This window comes from Pseudomonas oryzagri, from assembly GCF_020831405.1.
GTDB lineage: Bacteria > Pseudomonadota > Gammaproteobacteria > Pseudomonadales > Pseudomonadaceae > Geopseudomonas > Geopseudomonas oryzagri.
Genome location: NZ_JAJHPU010000017.1, coordinates 175,693 through 196,900 on the forward strand (window position 1 = coordinate 175,693; position 21,208 = coordinate 196,900).

20 protein-coding genes are annotated in these 21,208 nt (G+C 69.1%); 8 read left to right on the forward strand and 12 right to left on the reverse strand.

Translation table 11 applies throughout. The annotated features are described in order from the left end of the window. Genes ptsN through LMJ29_RS06050 form a run of 3 tightly spaced genes read left to right on the forward strand, consistent with a single transcriptional unit; the run spans position 1 to position 1,622 of the window. Positions 1-465 carry a PTS IIA-like nitrogen regulatory protein PtsN gene (gene ptsN / locus LMJ29_RS06040; protein WP_229604612.1) on the forward strand — a complete coding sequence of 155 codons (465 nt, stop codon included), beginning with the start codon at positions 1-3 and terminating at the stop codon, positions 463-465. A gap of 3 nt (positions 466-468) precedes the next feature. Beyond that, positions 469-1,326, forward strand: a complete 858-nt coding sequence (rapZ, locus tag LMJ29_RS06045) for an RNase adapter RapZ (RefSeq protein WP_229604613.1) — start codon at positions 469-471, stop codon at positions 1,324-1,326. A 23-nt stretch (positions 1,327-1,349) separates the two neighbouring features. Further along, a complete protein-coding gene (locus LMJ29_RS06050) occupies positions 1,350-1,622 on the forward strand; it encodes an HPr family phosphocarrier protein (RefSeq protein WP_229604614.1) in 273 nt (90 codons plus the stop codon). A 183-nt stretch (positions 1,623-1,805) separates the two neighbouring features. Here LMJ29_RS06050 and pmbA read toward each other — a convergent pair whose 3' ends face one another. After that, positions 1,806-3,155: a metalloprotease PmbA gene (gene pmbA / locus LMJ29_RS06055; RefSeq protein WP_229604615.1), complete on the reverse strand. Its 1,350-nt coding sequence runs from the start codon at positions 3,153-3,155 to the stop codon at positions 1,806-1,808. Positions 3,156-3,248: 93 nt separating this feature from the next. Here pmbA and yjgA point away from each other — a divergent pair, with 93 nt between their 5' ends. Continuing rightward, the gene (gene yjgA, locus LMJ29_RS06060; RefSeq protein WP_319942212.1) at positions 3,249-3,770 is read left to right on the forward strand and encodes a ribosome biogenesis factor YjgA; all 522 of its coding nucleotides are present in this window, start codon (positions 3,249-3,251) and stop codon (positions 3,768-3,770) included. A 287-nt stretch (positions 3,771-4,057) separates the two neighbouring features. Here the strand turns inward: yjgA and tldD are convergent, their stop codons facing one another. From tldD to mreB, 8 genes are all read right to left on the reverse strand, one after another. Then, the gene (gene tldD / locus LMJ29_RS06065; RefSeq protein ID WP_229604616.1) at positions 4,058-5,497 is read right to left on the reverse strand and encodes a metalloprotease TldD; all 1,440 of its coding nucleotides are present in this window, start codon (positions 5,495-5,497) and stop codon (positions 4,058-4,060) included. After that, complete coding sequence (locus tag LMJ29_RS06070; protein WP_229604617.1) at positions 5,494-6,348, reverse strand: carbon-nitrogen hydrolase family protein; 855 nt, start codon at positions 6,346-6,348, stop codon at positions 5,494-5,496. The genes tldD and LMJ29_RS06070 overlap by 4 nt, the downstream gene beginning before the upstream one ends. A gap of 43 nt (positions 6,349-6,391) precedes the next feature. Beyond that, complete coding sequence (locus LMJ29_RS06075; protein ID WP_229604618.1) at positions 6,392-10,243, reverse strand: YhdP family protein; 3,852 nt, start codon at positions 10,241-10,243, stop codon at positions 6,392-6,394. Positions 10,244-10,257: 14 nt separating this feature from the next. Beyond that, positions 10,258-11,715: a ribonuclease G gene (gene rng / locus LMJ29_RS06080; protein ID WP_229604619.1), complete on the reverse strand. Its 1,458-nt coding sequence runs from the start codon at positions 11,713-11,715 to the stop codon at positions 10,258-10,260. Between the two features lie 44 nt (positions 11,716-11,759). Continuing rightward, positions 11,760-12,395, reverse strand: coding sequence for a Maf family protein (locus LMJ29_RS06085; protein WP_229604620.1), 636 nt, complete (start codon positions 12,393-12,395; stop codon positions 11,760-11,762). A 31-nt stretch (positions 12,396-12,426) separates the two neighbouring features. Then, positions 12,427-12,924, reverse strand: a complete 498-nt coding sequence (gene mreD, locus LMJ29_RS06090) for a rod shape-determining protein MreD (RefSeq protein WP_229604621.1) — start codon at positions 12,922-12,924, stop codon at positions 12,427-12,429. Beyond that, the gene (gene mreC / locus LMJ29_RS06095) at positions 12,924-14,117 is read right to left on the reverse strand and encodes a rod shape-determining protein MreC (RefSeq protein ID WP_229604777.1); all 1,194 of its coding nucleotides are present in this window, start codon (positions 14,115-14,117) and stop codon (positions 12,924-12,926) included. The genes mreD and mreC overlap by 1 nt, the downstream gene beginning before the upstream one ends. Positions 14,118-14,272: 155 nt before the next feature. Then, entirely contained in the window at positions 14,273-15,310 is a 1,038-nt protein-coding gene (gene mreB, locus LMJ29_RS06100; protein WP_229604622.1) for a rod shape-determining protein MreB, read from the reverse strand. A gap of 210 nt (positions 15,311-15,520) precedes the next feature. On the opposite strand from mreB, the gene gatC reads away from it, so the two are divergent. The 4 genes from gatC (at position 15,521) to LMJ29_RS06120 (ending at position 19,318) form a co-directional block, all read left to right on the forward strand. Further along, a complete protein-coding gene (gatC, locus tag LMJ29_RS06105) occupies positions 15,521-15,808 on the forward strand; it encodes an Asp-tRNA(Asn)/Glu-tRNA(Gln) amidotransferase subunit GatC (RefSeq protein WP_229604623.1) in 288 nt (95 codons plus the stop codon). Beyond that, positions 15,805-17,259: an Asp-tRNA(Asn)/Glu-tRNA(Gln) amidotransferase subunit GatA gene (gatA, locus tag LMJ29_RS06110; protein ID WP_229604624.1), complete on the forward strand. Its 1,455-nt coding sequence runs from the start codon at positions 15,805-15,807 to the stop codon at positions 17,257-17,259. The genes gatC and gatA overlap by 4 nt, the downstream gene beginning before the upstream one ends. Positions 17,260-17,270: 11 nt before the next feature. After that, complete coding sequence (gene gatB / locus LMJ29_RS06115; RefSeq protein ID WP_229604625.1) at positions 17,271-18,719, forward strand: Asp-tRNA(Asn)/Glu-tRNA(Gln) amidotransferase subunit GatB; 1,449 nt, start codon at positions 17,271-17,273, stop codon at positions 18,717-18,719. Between the two features lie 215 nt (positions 18,720-18,934). Beyond that, on the forward strand, positions 18,935-19,318 hold the full coding sequence (locus LMJ29_RS06120) for a septal ring lytic transglycosylase RlpA family protein (protein WP_229604626.1): 384 nt from the start codon (positions 18,935-18,937) through the stop codon (positions 19,316-19,318). A gap of 24 nt (positions 19,319-19,342) precedes the next feature. Here LMJ29_RS06120 and LMJ29_RS06125 read toward each other — a convergent pair whose 3' ends face one another. The 3 genes from LMJ29_RS06125 to LMJ29_RS06135 are packed head-to-tail and all read right to left on the reverse strand — an operon-like array spanning position 19,343 to position 21,105. Continuing rightward, complete coding sequence (locus LMJ29_RS06125; RefSeq protein WP_229604627.1) at positions 19,343-19,768, reverse strand: bactofilin family protein; 426 nt, start codon at positions 19,766-19,768, stop codon at positions 19,343-19,345. 16 nt (positions 19,769-19,784) lie between these two features. Beyond that, positions 19,785-20,141, reverse strand: coding sequence for a hypothetical protein (locus LMJ29_RS06130; protein WP_229604628.1), 357 nt, complete (start codon positions 20,139-20,141; stop codon positions 19,785-19,787). After that, entirely contained in the window at positions 20,122-21,105 is a 984-nt protein-coding gene (locus LMJ29_RS06135) for a M23 family metallopeptidase (protein WP_229604629.1), read from the reverse strand. Before LMJ29_RS06135 ends, LMJ29_RS06130 begins: the two co-directional genes overlap by 20 nt. Positions 21,106-21,208 lie beyond the last annotated feature (103 nt).

Genomic DNA, 21,208 nt, shown 5'->3' on the forward strand with positions numbered 1-21,208 from the left:
ATGATTCGACTAGAGCATATCCTGACCCCCGGCCGTTCCCAGGTGAACGTGCCGGGAGGCAGCAAGAAACGCGTTCTCGAACAGATCGCCAACCTCGTAGCCCGGGACATTCCCGGGCTCGACGCACATGACATCTTCGAAAGCCTGGTGGCCCGCGAAAAACTCGGCTCCACCGGCTTCGGCAATGGCATCGCCATCCCCCACTGCCGCCTGGCCGGCTGCTCGGTACCGGTGAGCGCCCTGCTGCGCCTGGAGGCGCCGGTGGACTTCGACGCCCTCGACGGCGCACCGGTGGACCTGCTGTTCGTCCTGCTGGTGCCGGAAGCCGCCACCGAAGAACACCTCGAACTGCTGCGCCAGATCGCCGGCCTGCTCGACCGCGCCGACGTACGCGAGCGCCTGCGCCGCGCCAAGGACGGTTTCGACCTGTACCAGGTAGTGCTCGATACCGTGGACGGGCGCTGAGCCATGCGCCTGGTCATCGTCAGCGGTCGCTCCGGATCGGGTAAAAGCACGGCCCTGGCCGTGCTCGAGGACAACGGTTTCTACTGCATCGACAACCTGCCGGCCAGCCTGCTGCCGGACCTCGCCGAGCGCGCCCTGCTGCACACCGAACTGAGCCAGCCGCAGGTGGCCGTCTCGATCGATGCGCGCAACCTGCCCAGCCAGCTCAAACGCTTCCCCGAGCTGCTCGAGCAGCTGCGCCAGCACAATATCCAGTGCAATGTGCTGTATCTCGACGCCGACAATTCCACCCTGCTCAAGCGCTTTTCGGAAACTCGCCGGCGTCACCCCCTGACCTCACCGACCCGCTCGCTGGTCGAGGCAATCGACGACGAGAATCAGCTGCTCGGCCCCATCGCCGACCTCGCCGACCTGAAGATCGACACTGCCAATCTCAACCTGTACCAGCTGGCCGACACCATCAAGCTGCGCCTGCTGGATCAGCCCGACGCCGGCACCGCTTTCCTGATCGAATCCTTCGGCTTCAAGCGCGGTATGCCGGTGGACGCCGACCTGGTGTTCGACGTGCGCTGCCTGCCCAATCCCTACTGGAAGCCGGACCTGCGCGAGCACAGCGGCCTCGAGGCCGAAGTGCGCGACTACCTTGCCAGCCAGCCGGTGGTTGAGGAGATGTATCAGGACATCTTCACCTACCTGAACAAGTGGCTGCCGCGCTTTGCCGCCAGCAACCGCGCCTACGTCACCGTGGCCATCGGCTGCACCGGGGGCCAGCACCGCTCGGTGTACCTCGCCGAGCGCCTGGGCGCCAGCCTGCGCGAAACCCTCGGCAACGTGCAGATCCGCCACCGCGAGCTCAAATAACGAGAAGGACAGATCCCCCCGCGATGCCAGCCTGCGACGTCACCATCATCAACAAGCTCGGCCTGCACGCCCGCGCCGCCGCCAAGTTCGTCGGCGTGGCCGGCCGTTATCCCTGTCAGGTTCGGGTCGGCCGTTCGGCGAACAGCCTGGTGGACGGCAAGAGCATCATGTCGGTGATGATGCTGGCCGCCGGCAAGGGCACCTCGCTGCACCTGTGCACCGAGGGCGAGCAGGAGCAGGAAGCCCTGGCGGCCCTGCTCGAGCTGATCAACAACTACTTCGACGAAGGCGAATAATCCGCCTGGGGGCCGCCGCAATCCTGATGCGCACGGCGGCTCGCCCTCCCCTCTGTTCAAGATCCACGTAGGTCAGGCAACGGCGTAGCCTTGTATATCGGGCGAGGTCGAGAGGCGCCTCGAAGAGGCCTTCCCGGTGGAAGATCGCTACGCGCGAGTCCTCCACCCTGCGAGGTCCCCCGGTCAGCTGCCGCCGACGGTCATCCGACCGATCAGCAACGAACCGCTACGCACGTTGCCGCGGGTTTCCACGTCGCTGCCCACCGCCACGATATTCTGGAACATATCGCGCAGATTGCCGGCGACGGTCACCTCCTGCACCGGGAACTGGATCACTCCGTTTTCCACCCAGAAGCCGGCGGCGCCGCGCGAATAGTCGCCGGTGACCAGATTGAGCCCCTGCCCCATCAGCTCGGTGACTAGCAGGCCACGGTCCATGCGGCGGATCAGCGCCGCCTGGTCCTCGCTGCCGTGGCTGACGAACAGGTTGTGCACCCCGCCGGCGTTGGCCGTGCTCGGCATGCCGAGCTTGCGCCCGGAATAGGTGCCCAACGCGTAGGACACCAGCTTGCCCGCCTCGACGAACGGCTTGGCGTAGGTGGCCAGACCGTCGCCGTCGAAGCTGGCGCTGCCCATGCCGCGCGGCAGGTGCGGGCGTTCGTCGAGGGTTAGCCACTCCGGGAACAGCTGCTGGCCCAGCGCGCCCTCGAGGAAGGACGCCTTGCGATACAGGTTGCCGCCGGAGATCGCCGCGAGGAAATGGCCGAACACCCCGGTCGCCAGCTCGGCGGCGAATAGCACCGGCACCTCGCAGGTCGGCACCGGTCGCGCGCCCAGGCGCGCCACCGCCCGCTCGGCGGCGCGCCGGCCGATCGCCGCGGGACTGGCCAGCTGGCTGCCGATGCGACTGACGTCGTACCAGTAATCGCGCTGCATCTGTCCTTCGCCTTCGGCGATCATCACGCAGCTCAGGCTGTGTCGACTGGAGGCGTAGCCGCCGGCGAAGCCGCGGCTGTTGGCGTACACCCGGCAACCCACGTGGGTGTTGAGGGTGGTACCGTCGGCCTTGGTCACCCGCGGATCGAAGGCGAAGGCCGCCGCCTCGGCGGCCAGCGCCTGTTCGATGGCCTGCTCCGGACTGATCGCCCAGGGATGGTAGAGGTCGAGATCCGGCAGCTCGCGGGCCATCAGCGCGGCATCGGCCAGCCCCGCGCAGTCGTCCTCGGAGGCATGCCGGGCGATGGCCAGCGCCGCCGCTACCGTCTCGCGAATAGCCTCCTCGCCTTGCGCCGAGGTGCTCGCCGAGCCCTTGCGCTGGCCGAGATAGAGGGTGATGCCGAAGCCGCGGTCGCGGTTGAACTCCACCGTCTCCACCTCGCCCTGACGCACGCTGGTGGACAGCCCCTGCTCCAGCGATACCGCCACCTCGCAGTCGGTGGCGCCCTGGCGGCGTGCTTCGGCGAGGATCGCCTCGACCTGCTCCTGCAAACCCGGCAGGGCCTGCGGCCCCACGCTTTCCACGGCTGAACTCATGTCCTGCTCCTGTTTTCCCGCCGGCGTGCCGGCCGGGCCGGACAAGCGGCCCCTGAGTGGTTATCATGCGGCGTTTCCCAGCGGACCCGCCCCATGTCTGAACAATTCGACGACGACTTCTCCGGAGAGAAGAGCAAATCCCAGGTCAAGCGCGAGCTGCACGCCCTGCAGGATCTGGGCGAGCGCCTGACCACGCTCAAACCCGAGCAGCTCGAGCGCCTGCCGCTCTCCGACGCTCTGCTCAAGGCCCTGATCGAGGCGCCCAAGCACAAGGCGCACGCGGCGCGCAAACGCCATATCCAGTACATCGGCAAGCTGATGCGCACCCAGGACCTCGAGGCCATCACCCAGCTGCTGGACCAGATGGACACCTCCACCCGCCAGTACAACGAGCGCTTCCACGCCCTCGAGCGCTGGCGCGACCGTCTGGTCGGCGGCACCGACAGCGACCTGGAGGCGCTGCTCGGCGAATATCCCGAGGCCGACCTGCAGCACCTGCGTCAGCTGATTCGCCACGCCCAGCACGAGGCCGCGCACAACAAGCCGCCGGCCGCCGCGCGCAAGGTGTTCAAGTACCTGCGCGAACTCGACGAGATCAAGCGCGGCCTGCGCTGAGAGCCTTTCCACGATCAGCTGCGCGTCGGCCAGGCGTCGTTGAAAGCAGTTCGGACAGTGGTTTGCCACTGAACATCCGCAAGGGCGGCCCCGGAGGGGCGAGCGGAGCGAGTCATGCTCATTTACAGCCAGTAAACTCCGCTTCCTCAACCGCTTTCGCCTCGCCTGGCTCTAGCTCGCAAGAGCGTGAACAGGCTCTGCACACATCACTTTCTACCGACTGCCCGGCCTGACTTGGTGGGCAATCGCTGCGCGAGTTGTCCACCCTACCCGGCACATTCCGGCCCTCACCCGCCGGTCCCGCCGACGGTGATCGCCTCGATCTTCAGGGTCGGCTGGCCGACGCCCACCGGCACCGACTGGCCGTCCTTGCCGCAAGTGCCCACGCCGCTGTCCAGCGCCAGGTCGTTGCCGACCATCGACACCCGGCTCATCGCCTCCGGGCCGTTGCCGATCAGGGTGGCGCCTTTCACCGGCGCGGTGATGCGGCCGTCCTCGATGAGGTAGGCCTCGCTGGTGGAGAACACGAACTTGCCGCTGGTGATGTCCACCTGGCCGCCGCCAAGGCTCGCGCAGTACAGGCCGCGCTTCACCGAGCGGATGATCTCCTCCGGATCGCTCTCCCCGGCCAGCATGTAGGTGTTGGTCATCCGCGGCATCGGTAGGTGCGCGTAGGATTCGCGGCGGCCGTTGCCGGTCGGGTTCACGCCCATCAGTCGGGCGTTCAGCTTGTCCTGCATGTAGCCGCGCAGCACGCCCTTCTCGATCAGCGTGGTGCACTGGGTCGGCGTGCCCTCGTCGTCCAGGCTCAGCGAGCCGCGCCGGCCCGGCAGGGTGCCGTCGTCGACGATGGTGCACAGGCTGGAGGCCACCTGCTGGCCGACCCGGCCGCTGTAGGCCGAGCTGCCCTTGCGGTTGAAGTCACCCTCCAGGCCATGGCCGACCGCCTCGTGCAGCAGCACCCCGCTCCAGCCGTTGCCGAGCACCACAGGCAGGCTGCCGGCCGGCGCCGGCACCGCCTCCAGGTTGACCAGCGCCTGGCGCACCGCCTCGCGGGCGTAGTCCATGGCGCGGTCGTGCTCGAGAAAGTAGCGATAGTCGGTGCGTCCGCCGCCGCCGTGGGCGCCGCGCTCGCGGCGGCCGCCCTGCTCGACGATCACGCTGACGTTGAAGCGCACCAGCGGACGCACGTCGGCGCCCAGGCTGCCGTCGACGGCGGCCACCAGCACCTGCTCCCAGGTGCCGGCCAGGCTCACGGTGACTCGGGTGATGCGCGGATCGAGGGCACGGGTGGCCTGGTCGATACGCTTGAGCAGTTCGACCTTCTCCGCCCGGCTGATCACCTCCAGGGGATTGTCGCCCGCGTACAGCCGGGTCGGCACCTGCACCGCCGGGGTCTGCACGCGCCCCTGCTGGCCGGCGCGGGCGATCGAGCGGGCGGCACCCACCGCCTCGCGCAGGGCGTGCTCCTCGATGCTGTTGCTGTAGGCGAAACCGGTCTTCTCGCCGGACTGGGCACGCACGCCGACGCCCTGGTCGAGGTGGAAGCTGCCCTCCTTGACGATGCCGTCCTCGAGCAACCAGGACTCGGACACCTGGCTCTGGAAGTACAGGTCGGCGGCGTCGATGCCGGGGCCGGCCAGCTCGCCGAGCAGCGCCGGCAGGCGCTCCAGGGCGAGGCCGCCGGGAATCAGCAGCTGGTCGCTGACGGAAGACAGGGTTTTCATGAGTGCTCCTTGGTCGAAGATTGCAGCGCCCCCGGGCGCAGACGGCGGTGGGCGCTGACCGGCATGCGCTGACGGATGGCCGCCTGTGCCGGGCGATCGATATGCGCCAGCAGCACGGCCTCGCCGCGCGGCTCGCGGGCCAGCGGCTCACCCCAGGGATCGACGATCAGCGAATGGCCGAAGGTCTCCCGCGGCCCCGGATGCTGACCGCCCTGGTTGGCGGCCAGCAGATAGCATTGGGTCTCGATGGCCCGCGCGCGCACCAGGATTTCCCAGTGCGCGGCGCCGGTCACCGCGGTGAACGCCGAAGGTGCGCTGATCAGTTCGGCGCCGGCCTCGCGCAGCGCGCTGTACAGCTCGGCGAAGCGCAGGTCGTAGCAGACGGTCAGGCCCAGACGGCCGACCGGGGTATCGGCCAGCACCAGATGCTCGCCGTGGGCGAAGTCGTCGGACTCGCGGTAGCTGCCGCGGTGGTCATTCACCTCGACGTCGAACAGGTGCAGCTTGTCGTAGCGCGCGGCGATCTGCCCATCGCTGTCGATCAGCAACGAACAGGCATGCGGCTTGCCATCGCGCTGCCCGGCCGCCAGCAGCGGCAGGGTGCCGGCGACTATCCACAATCCCAATTCGCGCGCGGTGGCCCGCAGCCACGGCAGCAGCGGCCCCTCGCCAGCGGCCTCGGCGCGGCCGAGGGCGGCGAGATCGCGGCGGCCCATGGCGGCGAAGTTCTCCGGCAGCACGGCCAGGCGCGCGCCACTCGCCGCGGCGTGCTCGAGCAGCGCCCTGGCGCGCACGAGATTGCCGGCCACGTCGGCCTGACTGACCATCTGGATGACTGCCACGGTTCCCATCGTCTGCTCCCCTTGCGTCATGCCCCATCCTAACCCGAGGCACTCAGCGTGTGTCACCTGCCGGCTTGCCGAACAGGGTGATCTGCGGATCGCGCCAGGGGCCGGCGACCCGGTATTCGACGCTGGCCACCCTTGAGAGGCGATCGCCGACCAACTGGTCGACGATGAACAGCGCCCCGGCCACCGGCGCGGCGCCGGCCAGCAGGGCGGCCAGCGGCAGGTTGTTGGACAGCGGCAGGGTGACCCGCAACCGGGCGGCAATCCGATCCTGCGCCACGTCGAGCTGCCCATCCAGCTCCAGGCGGGTGGACGGTCCCTCCAGAACCAGCGGCCCGCGGGTCAGCATCACGCCGTCGATGCCGTCCAGGCGACCGCCGATGCGATCGTAGCTGAGCCCCTTGCCGAACAGGTCGGAAAAATCCAGGCGCAGACGCCGGCGGATGGAGTTGAAGTTGAGCAGACCGAACACGCGCAGCGCGCTGGCGCTGCCCTCCACCTCGAGCAGTTGGCCCCGGCGCAACTGTCCATCAAGGCTGCCGCTGAAGCGTTTGAGGCCGGCCTGCGCCGGCGAGCCCGGCCAGGCGCCGTCGACAGCCAACTCGAAGTTCCTGCTGCTGATGTTGGGCGCGTAGCCCCAGGCCAGCAGGACGTCGGCCACATCCTTGCCGGACAGGCGGCCACGATAGCTGGTGCGGCTGCTCGCGCCGCTGCCCTGCCAGTCCATGCGGCCATCGACGTGCAGACCCATGAGGTCGAGATCGAGCTGATCGAACTGGGCGCCGGCGGCGCTCGGCCGGCTGCGGAACCGCCAGCGGCCCAGGCGCTCCTCGCCACGGTAGAGGGCGTCGATATTCACGTCCATTGGCGGCAGGCTGCGCGGGTCGACCTGAGCCAGCGGATCGGCTGCCGGCCCGGCGTCGATCAGGGCAGCGTTCTCGGCCGGCGCGCGCGCCGGTAGGCTCAGGCGCGCCAGGTCGATGCGCAGCGGCGTCGTGCTCTCCGCCGGCAGCACGACGCTGCCGGCGAGCTGCCGGCTGTCCAGCTGCAGGCGCCAGGCCAGCCCCGCACGCCGCAGGCCGACCTGCAACTGCTCGAAACTCAGCCCGCCGGCGCTGGCCCGACCGAGCAGCAGCTCGGCCGACTGCAGCACCCCGCCGAGCGCCTGGCCCTGACCATCGCCGGCGTAGCGCGCCTGCAGGGCTTGCCAGGCCGCCCAGTCGAAGGTGTCCAGGCGGCCGCGAAGGTGCAGACCGAGCTCGCGGGGCAGCTGCGCCGCCTCGCCGCCCAGACGCAACTCGCCGCGGCCGTTGGCCAACTGACCGACCGGTGCGGTGAACGCCAGGCTGGCGAGGCCGGCGTAGTTGAAGCCGTAGCGGCGCTCGGCGCCGCCCAGGTTCATCCGCCAGCTGGCGCTGCGCGCCTCCTCGGCGGTCTTGCCGAACGGGGCCGGCAGGTCGATGCGCGTGCCGACCAGATCGGAACTGACCCGCAGGCGGCTGGCGTCGCCGGATTCGAGATCCAGCCAGAGACGGTAGGGTAGCTCGCCGCCGGCGGGAATCTGCGCCGGCTGCAGGCCCAACCAGCTCACCAGGCGCTCGACGGCGATGCTGCTGCGCACGTCCACGCGACTGTGCGGCTTGCCGGGCTGGCCACGGGCGCTGATCACCGCGCGCAGCTCGCGGTCGAAGGCGCGCGCCCGCACCTCCGGCGCGCTCAAGCCGCGGGCCGTATCGTAGCGGAAGGCGCCCCTGATCGCCTGCAGCTCCAGCGCCGGTTGCGGCAGCTGCAGGCGGGCGCCCTCGGCGGCGAAGTCGACCACCACCCCCACCGGCCCATCCTCGCGGTGCAGCGGGATGTCCAGTTGCAGACGGCCGTTCAGCGCGCCCTCGCCCTGCCAGCCGGCGAAGGTCCGGCTGTGGCCGAGCGGAGTGTCCTGGAGGATCTTCAGGCCGTCGCCGACGCTGCTCTCCACCGCCCCCTCCACCGTCAGGCGCGAGCCGTGCCCCGGCGCGCCGGGCTGCACCTGCGCCCGCACGTCGCGCAGTTGGCTGTCCAGCACTTGGGCACTCGGCGCCTCGACGCGCACCGCACCGTCGGCGACGAACACCTCGCCGGCCACCTGGCGCAGCGGCGGCCACTCGGGCTGGTAGGCCAGCTCGGCGTCGCGCACCTTGAAGTACAGACCGAGGGTCCGCGAGTGCGGCGGCGCGCCCTTGTTCAGCGAGCCCTGGTAGAGGAACAGACCCTGGTCGACCTCCCCGGCGCGGATCGCCGTCTTCAGCCAGCCGGCCAGCTGCGGGCTGAGCCCCGGCGAGCGGGTCGGCAGATAGCGCTCGGTGAAGCGCGCCTGGCTGTGGCGCAGACCGACCTGCAGGTCCATGTAGTCCTCGGCGGCCGGATCGCGACGCAGGCGGATCAGCATGTTGCCGGCCAGCTCGCCCTCCTCGCCGGACAGGCGCATCAGCGGGCTGGAGAGGGTGAAGGCGTCGGCGTCGAGGCGCCAGTCCAGCCGGGCGTGCGCCTCGCGGTAACGCCAGGGCTCGGGGAACAGGGTGGTCAGGTGGAGCATGAAATCGCGGGCATCCAGACGCAGTTGCCCGCCCTCGAGGGTGCCGCTCAGGCTGCCGCTGATGTTGTCTGCCGCCGGCACGTTGTGCCAGGCGCCGAAACCGACGCCATCGAGACGCGCGTTGTACTCCACCTCGGGCAGCCCTTCGCCACGCGGACGGATCTCGGCGTTCAGATCGCGCAGGCGGCCGTGCGGCGCCAGGCTGTCGAGGATCTCCGCGGTCGACGGCGGCAGCGGCGCCAGGGCGCGAACCACCGTGGTCAGCGGCGCGAGGTTGAGGCGCTCGGCCTGCAGACTCCAATAGCGCTGCTCGCCGGCGTGATAGCGCAGCTGCAGCTGGCCGGGATTGAGCCGCTCGCCCGCGAAGCTGCCGGCCAGCTCCTCGACCAGCAGGCGCCAGCCCTCGGTCTCGCGCTCGAACCAGGCGCTGAGCGCCAGGTCACTGAACTCGGAGGTCGCGCCGCCGCGCTGCAGCGCGACCTTCGGCGCATGCAGACGGGCCACGGCGCGCTGCGTCTGGCCGTCGGCCCAGTCCAGCCAGACTTCGCCGCCGGCCTGCAGTTGCTGCACCTGGAGTGGCCAGGCGGCCGGCAGCTGGCGGGCCAGCCAACTGCCCCACTCGCTCTGCGGCAGACTCAGGTAGAGCTGCGCGGCGGCGCGCCGCCACTCGTGGGGACGCAGCCTGCTCTGCAACTGCCAGCTCAGCGGCTGGCCATCGGGCAGCAGCAGGCGGCCGTCGAGGCGCTGGCGCGTGCCGCGATTGTCGAGGGTCAGATCGATGTAACCGAGGGTCGCTCCCGCGCCCTCGAGCGGCTCCAGGGTCACCCGGCTGCCGAGCACCACCACCTGGCGCGGCGCCAGCAGGAGGGCAAGGATCTTGGCCGGATCGAGTTCGGGACGCGGGCTGGCGGGCTGGCGCAGGCCCTTGACGCGCCAGCGGCCGTCCGCTTCCTGGCGCAGGCCGAGCTGCAGCCCCAGCAGCTCGACGCGGGCGATGCGCAGGCTGCGCGTACGCAGGCTGTCGAGCACATCCGGGACCAGGCGCAGACGCTCCAGGTGCAGCGCTTCGCCGTCCGCCTGCAGCTGCACGTCGCGCAGCTCCAGCAGCGGACCGAAGCCCTGCCAGTGACCGCTCAGCGCGCCGACCTGCAGCGGCTGGCCGAGGGCTGCGGCGGCCCGCTGTTCCAGCTCGCCGCGGTATTCGGCGACCAGCGGCACCAGCGCGCGCCCCAGGCTGACATACAGGGCCGCCAGCAACAGCAGCGTGGCGCTCAGCGCGAGCAGGGCATCCAGCGCGCGCTCGAGCAGCCGGCCCGCCGGGGACATGTCAGTCCCTGACTTCAGAGCAGCACCACATCGAACTGCTCCTGGGAATACTCGCTCTCCACCTGGAAGCGGATCGGCCGACCGATGAATGCCTCCAGGTCGGCGACGTTGCCCGATTCCTCATCGAGCAGGCGCCCCACCACCTTGTCGCTGGCCAGCACCATGTAGCCCTCGGCCTGGTAGGCGCGGGCCTCGCGGAGAATCTCGCGGAAGATCTCGTAGCACACGGTTTCCGCGGTCTTCAGCCGACCGCGGCCCTGGCAGCTCGGACAGGGCTCGCAAAGCACCTGCTGCAGGCTCTCGCGGGTGCGCTTGCGGGTCATCTGCACCAGGCCCAGCTCGGTGATGCCGATGATGTTGGTCTTGGCGTGGTCGCGCTCGAGCATCTTCTCCAGGGTACGCAGCACCTGGCGGCGATGCTCCTCGTCTTCCATGTCGATGAAGTCGATGATGATGATGCCGCCGAGATTGCGCAGGCGCAGTTGGCGGGCGATGGCGGTGGCGGCCTCGAGGTTGGTCTTGAAGATGGTTTCCTCGAGGTTGCGATGGCCGACGAAGGCGCCGGTGTTGACGTCGATGGTGGTCATCGCCTCGGCCGGATCGACGATCAGGTAGCCGCCGGACTTGAGCAGCACCTTGCGCTCCAGGGCCTTCTGGATCTCGTCCTCGACGCCGTAGAGATCGAAGATCGGCCGCTCGCCGGGGTAGTGTTCGAGCCGATCGGACACCTCCGGCATCAGCTCGCCGACGAACAGGCCGACCTTCTGGAAGGTCTCCCGCGAGTCGATGCGGATCTTCTCGGTGCGCGGGCTGACCAGGTCGCGCAGGGTGCGCAGGGCCAGCGACAGGTCCTCGTAGATCACCGAGGGCGCGCTGGCGGTCTGCATCTGGGTGGAGATCTGCTCCCACAGGCGGCGCAGGTAGCGGATGTCGGCGAGGATCTCGTCGGCGCCGGCGCCCTCGGCGGCGGTGCGCAGGATGAAGCCGCCCTGCTCCTCGATGCCCTCGCTGGCGACGCAGTCGGCCACCACCTGCTTGAGTCGCTCGCGCTCGGCTTCGCCCTCGATCTTCAGCGAGATGCCGACGTGGCTGCTGCGCGGCATGTATACCAGGTAGCGGGAGGGAATCGACAGGTGGGTGGTCAGGCGCGCGCCCTTGGTGCCGATCGGGTCCTTGGTCACCTGCACCACCAGGCTCTGTCCCTCGTGGACCAGCGCGCTGATGCTTTCCACCGCGCTGCCCTCGCGGGTGGAGATCTCCGAGGCATGGATGAAGGCCGCGCGCTCCAGGCCGATGTCGATGAACGCCGCCTGCATGCCGGGCAGCACGCGCACCACCTTGCCCTTGTAGATATTGCCGACGATGCCGCGACGCAGGGTGCGCTCGACGTGCACTTCCTGGAGGACGCCGTTTTCCACCACCGCCACGCGCGATTCCATGGGGGTGATGTTGATCAGGATTTCTTCGCTCATCTAGTTACGCTTCTCGTCGCGGGGGATCGTCCATGCTGCGCCCTTCAGGAGCCGGCGTCACCCTGCTGCCAGCAGGGAATGCCGAAGCCGCCGAGCAGCTCGGCGGTTTCCGCCAGCGGCAGACCCACCACCGCAGAATAGCTGCCCGCAAGATGCTCGACGAAAATCGCCGCCAGGCCCTGGATGGCGTAGCCGCCGGCCTTGTCCTGCGGCTCGCCGGTCGCCCAGTATGCCTCGCGCTCGGCGGCGGAGAGGGTGCGAAAGTGCACACGGCTGCTCACTACCCGCGCCGCACAACGATCGCCATCGCATACCGCCACCGCGGTGAGCACCTCGTGGCTGCGCCCGGACAGCGCGGCGAGCATGGCCAGGCCGTCGGCGCGGTCGGCCGGCTTGCCGAGGATGCGCCCGTCCAGCACCACCGCGGTATCGGCGCCCAGCACGCAGGGCTCGCTTGAGCCGCAGGGTGCGCCATGCGCAGCGGCCGCAGCGCTGCCACCCAGCGCGGCCAGACCGGCGGCGGCCTTGGCCCGTGCCAGGCGTTCGACGTAGGCGGCCGGAGCCTCGCCGGGCAACACGCTTTCGTCGATGGGCGCGCTGACCAGGCGATGGGGCACGCCGATCTGTTGCAGCAGTTCGCGGCGCCGGGGCGAGGCGGAGGCCAGATGGAGCGACTTCACGAGCGATATCCCTCTCGGAGCGTGGCGAGGCTCAGTGGACGCGCAGCAGGCGACTGAACCAGCGCATGATGGTGAACACCCACGGCCAGAGCAGCGCGCTGACCAGTGCGGGGAACAGGAACAGCAGGGTTGGCGGGCGGTTGCCGGTCAGCGTGTTGAGCCACAACTGCACCAGCTGGGCGAGGCCGAACACCACCAGCAGCACCAGGCTCTGCTGCCAGACCGGGAACATGCGCAGCCGCTGGTGCAGCGACAGCAGCATGAACACGATCAGCGCCAGGACCAGGGCGTTCTGCCCGAGCGGCGTGCCGTAGAGCACGTCGGCGGCCAGGCCGAGCAGCCAGACGCGGGTCATGCCGATCCATTGCGGCGCGGCCAGCAACCAGTAGGCGATCAGCAGCGGCAGCCACAGCGGCCGGCCGACCGCCATGAACTCGGGCAGCGGCGCCACGCTGAGCAGCAGGGCGAACAGCAGGCTGAACCAGACGAACCAGCCGTTGCGGGAGCGGGAACGGGCGACCACCACCATCAGCGGGCTCCTCCGGCAGGGGCCGCCGCTGGCGCCGGCGCCGTGCTATTCGTCGCGGCGGAGCGGCCGGCAGCGGCCGGGCTCGCCTGCGTAGCCGGCGCGGTCGGCGGGTGGGCGGCCGATGGCGCAGCGGGATTCGCCGCAGCGGCACGACCGGCAGCGGACGGGCTCGCCTGAGTAGCCGGGGCGGCCGCCGGGTGGGCGGCCGACGGCGCGGCGGGATTCGCCGCAGCGGAACGGCCGGCAGTGGGCGGGCTCGCCTGAGTAGCCGGCGCGGCCAGCGGGTTGGCCGGTGGCGTAGCCGCGGGCCCGGAGGGATTCGCCGCATCCGGCGTCGGCGCAGCGGCCCCGCCTTGCGCCGCCTCGCGGTCGGCGGCTTCCTGGGCCAGCGCGGCATCCACGGCGCGCTCCTCCGGAGAGCGTCGGTCGCTGAATACCAGCAGCAGGTAGCGGCTACGATTGAGCCGCGCGGTGGGCACCGCACGCACCACGGCGAACGGCTGGCCGGAGTCGTGTATCACTTCCTTGACGGTGGCCACCGGGTAGCCGGCCGGGAAGCGCTGGCCGAGGCCGGAGCTGACCAGCAGGTCGCCTTCCTTGATGTCGGCGGTGTCGGCGACGAAGCGCAGCTCGAGGCTCTCCGGGTTGCCGGTGCCGACGGCGATGGCACGCAGGCCGTTACGGTTGACCTGCACCGGGATGCTGTGGGTGGTATCGGTGAGCAGCAGCACGCGGGCGGTGTAGGGCATCACCTCGACCACCTGGCCCATCAGGCCGAGGGCGTCGAGCACCGGCTGGCCGAGGAATACGCCGTCCTTCTCGCCCTTGTCGATCAGGATGCGATGGGTGAAGGGATTGGGATCGACGCCGATCAGCTCGCTGACCAGCACCTGCTCGTCGACCAGCGCCGCCGAGTTGAGCAGTTCGCGCAGGCGCACGTTCTGTTCGGTGAGGGTGGCCAGCTTCTGCAGGCGGCGCTGCAGCAGCAGGGCCTCGGCCTTGAGCTTCTCGTTCTCGGCGATCAGCTCGTCGCGGCGGCTGAACTGCTGGCTGACGCCCTCCCACAGGCGCAGCGGCCGCTCGGCCAGCCAGTAGAAGGGGGTGATCACCTGCGCCAGATTGCCGCGCAGCGGCTTGAGGGTGTCGAAGCGGGCGTCCACCACCATCAGCGCCACCGACAGAACGGTCAGCACCAGCAGACGCACACCCAGCGAGGGTCCCTTGGAGAAAAGCGGTTTGATGGCGAGCTCCTCGCAACGGCAAGCCTCAAGCCTGGAACGTCAAGCGCCAGCGGCAGACCCCGGCGCCAGGCGCTGGGGCCTGCCACGCCGGGCTTGCCGCTCGAGACTCACTCGGTCGACAGCAGATCCATGGCGTGACGGTCGATCATCTCCAGGGCGCGACCGCCGCCACGGGCGACGCAGGTCAGCGGGTCTTCGGCGACGATCACCGGCAGGCCGGTTTCCTGAGCCAGCAGCTTGTCGAGGTCGCGCAGCAGCGCGCCGCCGCCGGTCAGCACCAGGCCGCGCTCGGCGATATCCGAAGCCAGCTCCGGCGGCGACTGCTCGAGGGCGCTCTTCACCGCCTGGACGATGGCGGCCAGCGACTCCTGCAGCGCCTCGAGCACTTCGTTGGAGTTGAGGGTGAAGCTGCGCGGCACGCCCTCGGCGAGGTTGCGGCCACGCACGTCGATCTCGCGCAGCTCGCTGCCCGGATAGGCGGCGCCGATCTCCTGCTTGATGCGCTCGGCGGTGGCCTCACCGATCAGGCTGCCGTAGTTGCGGCGCACGTAGGTGACGATGGCCTCGTCGAAGCGGTCGCCACCGACGCGCACCGATTCGGCGTAGACCACGCCGTTGAGGGAGATCAGGGCGATCTCGGTGGTGCCGCCGCCGATGTCGACCACCATCGAGCCGCGCGCCTCGTCCACCGGCAGGCCGGCACCGATGGCGGCAGCCATCGGCTCCTCGATCAGGAACACCTCGCGGGCGCCGGCGCCGAGGGCCGACTCCCGGATGGCGCGACGCTCGACCTGGGTCGACTTGCACGGCACGCAGATCAGCACGCGCGGCGACGGCTGCAGGAAGCTGCTCTCGTGCACCTTGTTGATGAAGTACTGCAGCATCTTCTCGCAGACGCTGAAGTCGGCGATCACGCCGTCCTTCATCGGGCGGATGGCGGAAATGTTGCCCGGGGTGCGGCCGAGCATACGCTTGGCCTCGGTGCCAACGGCTACCACGCTCTTCTGGTTGCCCTGGTTGCGGATGGCAACCACGGACGGCTCGTTGAGCACAATCCCGCGCTCACGCACATAGATAAGGGTGTTGGCAGTACCCAGGTCGATCGACAGATCGCTGGAAAACATGCCGCGCAGTTTTTTCAACATGGGATAGAAAACCCTGGGGGGAACGCGTGGCTAAAAGTGCGGCGAACTCTAACAACGGCAGGGATTTTGGGCAAGGCGCACATATGTTAGATTGCTCGCTTTTCCGGGCCGCAAAGGCCCCTCATCGCGGCCTTTGACCGCCGTTTGGCGGCCCTGTTCCCCCCGTCCACGCCTGCCGGTCATTCGTCGCTTTTCCGCTGGAGACACCCGATGGCGCTCGAACGCTCCGACGTGGAAAAAATCGCCCATCTGGCCCGCCTCGGGCTGGACGAGGCGGAAATTCCGCGCACCACCGAGACCCTCAACAACATTCTCGGCCTGATCGACCGGATGCAGGCAGTGAACACCGACGGCATCGAGCCGCTGGCCCACCCGCTGGAAGCCACCCAGCGTCTGCGCGCCGACCAGGTCACCGAGACCGACCGGCGCGACGCCTACCAGGCCATCGCCCCGGCCGTGGAAAATGGTCTGTATCTGGTTCCCAAGGTGATCGAGTGATGCATCGTCTGACTCTGGCGCAAATCGCCCGCGGCCTGGCCGCCAAGGACTTCTCCGCCGTCGAGCTGAGCGACGCCCTGCTGGCGCGCATCCAGCAGCTCGACCCGCAGCTCAACAGCTTCATCACCGTCACCGCCGATCAGGCCCGTGCCCAGGCCCAGGCCGCCGATGCGCGCCGCGCGAGCGGCGAGAACGGCGCCCTGCTCGGCGCGCCGATCGCCCACAAGGATCTGTTCTGCACGAAAGACGTGCTGACCACCTGCGCCTCGAAGATCCTGCACAATTTCAAGGCGCCCTACGACGCCACCGTGGTCGAGAAGCTCGCGGCCGCCGGCACGGTCAGCCTCGGCAAGCTGAACATGGACGAGTTCGCCATGGGCTCGGCCAACGAGTCCAGCCACTTCGGCGCGGTGAAGAACCCCTGGGATCTCTCCCGCGTACCGGGCGGCTCCTCGGGCGGCTCGGCCGCCGCGGTGGCCGCCGGGCTGATCCCCGCCGCCACCGGCACCGACACCGGCGGCTCGATCCGCCAGCCAGCGGCGCTGACCAACCTCACCGGCCTCAAGCCGACCTACGGCCGGGTATCGCGCTGGGGCATGATCGCCTACGCCTCCAGCCTCGATCAGGGCGGCCCGCTGGCGCGCACCGCCGAGGATTGCGCCCTGCTGCTCGGCGCCATGGCCGGCTTCGATCCGAAGGACTCCACCTGCGTCGACGCCCCGGTGGACGACTACCTGGCCGCGCTCAACCAGCCGCTGGCCGGCCTGCGCATCGGCCTGCCCCGCGAATACTTCGGCGCCGGCCTCGACGCGCGCATCGCCGAGCAGGTGCTGGCGGTGGTCGAGGAGCTGAAAAAGCTCGGTGCCACGGTCAAGGACATCTCGCTGCCGAACATGCAGCACGCGATTCCCGCCTACTACGTGATCGCGCCTGCCGAGGCCAGCTCCAACCTGTCGCGCTTCGACGGCGTGCGCTTCGGCTACCGCTGCGAGAACCCGGTCAACCTCGAGGACCTCTACAAGCGCTCGCGCGGCGAGGGCTTCGGCGCCGAGGTCAAGCGGCGCATCATGGTCGGCACCTACGCGCTGTCGGCCGGCTACTACGACGCCTACTACCTCAAGGCGCAGAGGATCCGCCGGCTGATCAAGAACGACTTCGTGCAGGCGTTCGCCGAGGTCGACGTGATCCTCGGCCCGACCACGCCGAACCCGGCCTGGCAGCTCGGCGCGAAGAGCGCCGATCCGGTGTCGGCCTATCTGGAAGACATCTACACCATCACCGCCAACCTCGCCGGCATCCCCGGGCTGTCCATGCCGGCCGGCTTCGTCGACGGTCTGCCGGTGGGCGTGCAGCTGTTGGCGCCGTACTTCCAGGAGGCGCGTCTGCTCAACGTGGCGCACCAGTACCAGCAGGTCACCGACTGGCACACCCGCACCCCGGCCGGATTCTGAGGACGACACACATGCAATGGGAAACCGTGATCGGGCTGGAAATCCACGCCCAGCTCAGCACCCGGTCGAAGATCTTCTCCGGCAGCGCCACCACCTTCGGCGCCGAGCCGAACACCCAGGCCAGCCTGGTCGACCTGGGCATGCCCGGCACCCTGCCGGTATTGAATGAAGAAGCCGTGCGCATGGCGGTGAAGTTCGGCCTGGCCATCGACGCCGAGCTGGGCCGCACCAACGTGTTCGCGCGCAAGAACTACTTCTACCCGGACCTGCCCAAGGGCTACCAGACCAGCCAGATGGACCACCCGGTGGTCGGCAAGGGCCACCTGGACATCACCCTCGAGGACGGCACCGTCAAGCGCATCGGCATCACCCGCGCGCACCTCGAGGAGGACGCCGGCAAGAGCCTGCACGAGGACTTCCACGGCATGTCCGGGATCGACCTCAACCGCGCCGGCACCCCGCTCTTGGAGATCGTCTCCGAGCCGGACATCCGTTCGGCCAAGGAGGCGGTGGCGTACGTGAAGGCCATCCACGCGCTGGTGCGCTACCTCGGCATCTGCGACGGCAACATGGCCGAAGGCTCGCTGCGCTGCGACTGCAACGTCTCGGTGCGCCCCAAGGGCCAGGAAGCCTTCGGCACCCGCGCCGAGATCAAGAACGTCAACTCGTTCCGCTTCATCGAGAAGGCGATCAACCACGAGATCCAGCGGCAGATCGAGCTGATCGAGGACGGCGGCAAGGTGGTGCAGGAAACCCGCCTGTACGACCCGAACAAGGACGAGACGCGCTCGATGCGCGGCAAGGAAGAAGCCAACGACTACCGCTACTTCCCCTGCCCCGACCTGCTGCCGGTGGTGCTGGAGGACAGCTTCATCGAGCAGGTCCGTGGCGAACTGCCCGAACTGCCGGGCGAGAAGCGCGCGCGCTTCGAGAGCCAGTACGGCCTGTCCGCCTACGACGCCAGCGTATTGAGCGCCAGCCGCGAGATGGCCGAGTACTTCGAAGCCGTGCAGGCCGCCTGCGGCGACGCCAAGCTGGCTGCCAACTGGGTGATGGGCGACCTGTCCAGCCTGCTGAACGAAAGCGGCATCGAGATCGAGCAGTCGCCGGTATCGGCACAGCAGCTCGGCGGCATGATCCTGCGCATCAAGGACAACACCATCTCCGGCAAGATCGCCAAGGATGTCTTCAAGTTCCTCGCCGCCCGCGAAGGTGCCACTGCCGACGAGGTCATCGAGAAGAAGGGCCTGAAGCAGGTCACCGATACCGGTGCCATCGAGGCGATGCTCAAGGAAATGCTGGACGCCAACGCCGCCCAGGTCGAGCAGTACCGCGCCAGCGACGAAGCCAAGCGCGGCAAGATGTTCGGCTTCTTCGTCGGCCAGGCCATGAAGGCGTCCAAGGGCAAGGCCAACCCCGGCCAGGTCAACGAGCTGCTGAAGAAGCTGCTCGAAGGCTGAGCCGGCGGGCAACCCCAGGGTTGCCCTTGCCAGCGCCCGGCCCGGGATGGCCGGGCCGCGATAGCCTGTCCGTGAGCAGTTTCGGTCGGGCCGTCTATGCGGATCTGCTCAAACGCAGGCGGCAGTGAACCAACCGCCGACTCCGCGAATCGAAGCGAAGGTCACCTGCCGACGCCGGGCAAGCCCGGCGTCGTGCCTTCCCAAGGTTCTTCGCGATGAAACATCTGCTCCTGAGCTTCTTCCTGGTGCTGCTGGGCGGCTGCGCCAGCCAAGGGTCGTCCCGCGATGCCGAAGGCAGCGCCGACTACCGCGCCGAAGGCAAGGCCTCCTGGTACGGCAGCCGCCACCATGGCCGGCGTACCGCCAGCGGCGAGCGCTTCGACCAGCACGCCCTGACCGCGGCCCATCGCAGCCTGCCGTTCGGCAGCCGGGTCAGAGTCACCAACCTCGCCAATCAGCGCAACGTGGTGGTGCGGATCAACGACCGCGGACCGCATGCCCGCGGGCGGCTCATCGACCTGTCGCGCGCCGCCGCCGAGCGCCTCGGCATGCTGCGCAGCGGCACCGCCCAGGTGCGCCTGGAGCGGCTGGCGGACTGAGGGGGCTCTCCCCGGGAATGTCGGTCAACGTTGCTGGGGCTGCAGATGCGGCAACTCCAGCACCTGCGCCTGCGTCTCCTCGTCGCCCAGGCGGTTGAGCTTGCCGTCGACCACCGCGCCGTTCTCCATGCTCAGCTGGCGGTAACTGATATTGCCGCGCACCCGCGCGTTGGAATGCAACTCGAGCAGATGTTCGACCACCAGGTCGCCGACGATGGTGCCGTCGATCAGCGCGTCGTAGCTGCTCACGTTGCCTTCGATGCGCCCCTCGGCACTCAGCGCCAGCAGGCTGTGGGTGCCCTGCTTGTGGCTGATGTTGCCCTTGAAAACGCCGCTGACCTTGAGACCTTCCTCGAACTCCAGATCGCCGACCATCGACACGTTGCCGGAGATCAGGCTGGAGAACTTATCGATGGACACCTTGGAAGCCGACTTCTTGCTGCTGAACATCCCTGACTCCGAATGACTAGTGTTTTTTCTTCTGTTGCTGGAAAAAGGCCAGCTCGGTCTTCAAGCGCTTGACCTGCGCCGACATCTCCTCGATCCGCCGCATCAGCTGTTCCTGGGTGGCCTGCGCCTCGCCCTGCTGCAGACGGCCCTGCTCCAGCGCCGCCTGCAGCGCGCGATTTTCCGCGGCGAGAGCAGCGAGCCGGCGCTCGCGCTCCCGGCCATCGTCGAGGCGCCACCACCAGGCCGCACAGACCAGGCAGAACACCAGAAACACCGCCCATTGCCACAGGCGGCCGCCGCGGACGGTCTGCAGGCGGTGCTCGGCACGCAGCAGATCGCGGGTGGAGGGCTTCCTAGTCGTGGGCCATAGCACTGCGGTCGCGCTCCATGTCGCCGAGGGCCAGGAAACGCTGCGGGTCGGCGAAGCGACCGTGGTGCAGCACTTCGAAATGCAGGTGCGGACCGGTCGAGCGGCCGGTCGAGCCGACATCGGCGATCCGCTGCCCCGGGGTCACCAGCTCGCCGGCCTGCACATGGAAGCGCGAAAGGTGGGCATAGCGGGTCACCAGGCCATTGCCATGATCGATTTCCAGCAACTTGCCGTAGCCGCCCTGCTGACCGGCGAAGCGAATCTTGCCGCCGGCCGCCGCCAGTACGGCGGCGCCGGTGGGAAGCGAGAAATCCACGCCCGAATGGAACGCCAGGTGCCGGTTGAAAGGATCGACCCGGTTGCCGAACGCCGAACCCAGGCGGGCCCGCTCCACCGGCCGCCGCGACGGAATCGCCATCAGCGCGGCGTTGCGATTGGCCACGCTCTCCATCAGCCGATCCAGCTCCGAACGCAGACAACGCGCCGCGGCCATGCTGCGCGGCAGATCCTCGAGCGAAGCGGCGCTCGCGGCCGGGGCCTGCTCGGCACACCCGCGCGGCGGCAGCAGCAGGCCGCCCTGCCCCGCCGGCGCGGCGGACTTATCCGGGACCAGCGCGGGCAACAGCGAGGGATCGAGCGCCGACAACTGCTGGGTCAGCACCTTGTGCTCGCCCAGCATCTTGCGCAGCGAGAGCACGTCGGCTTCCAGCGACTTCAGGCGGCCGACCAGCTCGCCGACCCGGGCGATGGCGAAACGCTCCTCGGCCTGCGGCTGCGCCGGCACTTCGCCCGCCGGCGGCGCAACCCCGGCCTGCTCCAGGCCCCGACCGATCCACACGCCGCCGACGAAGGTCGCGAGGTTCAGCACCAGCAGGGCGAGCACGCCGGGAACGAGCAGGCGGCGCAGGTTGACGACCTGGATGGCATCGCGCGTCAGCGCGCGATTCGACGTCGAGAATAACTTCATGCGGACTTCCCGGAAAACAAAGCGGCCTGCCGGGTCAGGGCAAGCCGTCGAATGAGGTCGCACAATCTGCCCCAAGGGGACGGAATTTTCCATTGCCCCTTGG

Coding starts and splice junctions, on each gene's coding strand:
- ptsN (WP_229604612.1), top strand. CDS start 1: ATGATTCGACTAGAGCATATCCTGACCCCCGGCCGTTCCCAGGTGAAC.
- rapZ (WP_229604613.1), top strand. CDS start 469: ATGCGCCTGGTCATCGTCAGCGGTCGCTCCGGATCGGGTAAAAGCACG.
- LMJ29_RS06050 (WP_229604614.1), top strand. CDS start 1,350: ATGCCAGCCTGCGACGTCACCATCATCAACAAGCTCGGCCTGCACGCC.
- pmbA (WP_229604615.1), bottom strand. CDS start 3,155: ATGAGTTCAGCCGTGGAAAGCGTGGGGCCGCAGGCCCTGCCGGGTTTG.
- yjgA (WP_319942212.1), top strand. CDS start 3,249: ATGTCTGAACAATTCGACGACGACTTCTCCGGAGAGAAGAGCAAATCC.
- tldD (WP_229604616.1), bottom strand. CDS start 5,497: ATGAAAACCCTGTCTTCCGTCAGCGACCAGCTGCTGATTCCCGGCGGC.
- LMJ29_RS06070 (WP_229604617.1), bottom strand. CDS start 6,348: ATGGGAACCGTGGCAGTCATCCAGATGGTCAGTCAGGCCGACGTGGCC.
- LMJ29_RS06075 (WP_229604618.1), bottom strand. CDS start 10,243: ATGTCCCCGGCGGGCCGGCTGCTCGAGCGCGCGCTGGATGCCCTGCTC.
- rng (WP_229604619.1), bottom strand. CDS start 11,715: ATGAGCGAAGAAATCCTGATCAACATCACCCCCATGGAATCGCGCGTG.
- mreD (WP_229604621.1), bottom strand. CDS start 12,924: ATGGTGGTGGTCGCCCGTTCCCGCTCCCGCAACGGCTGGTTCGTCTGG.
- mreB (WP_229604622.1), bottom strand. CDS start 15,310: ATGTTGAAAAAACTGCGCGGCATGTTTTCCAGCGATCTGTCGATCGAC.
- gatC (WP_229604623.1), top strand. CDS start 15,521: ATGGCGCTCGAACGCTCCGACGTGGAAAAAATCGCCCATCTGGCCCGC.
- gatB (WP_229604625.1), top strand. CDS start 17,271: ATGCAATGGGAAACCGTGATCGGGCTGGAAATCCACGCCCAGCTCAGC.
- LMJ29_RS06120 (WP_229604626.1), top strand. CDS start 18,935: ATGAAACATCTGCTCCTGAGCTTCTTCCTGGTGCTGCTGGGCGGCTGC.
- LMJ29_RS06125 (WP_229604627.1), bottom strand. CDS start 19,768: ATGTTCAGCAGCAAGAAGTCGGCTTCCAAGGTGTCCATCGATAAGTTC.
- LMJ29_RS06135 (WP_229604629.1), bottom strand. CDS start 21,105: ATGAAGTTATTCTCGACGTCGAATCGCGCGCTGACGCGCGATGCCATC.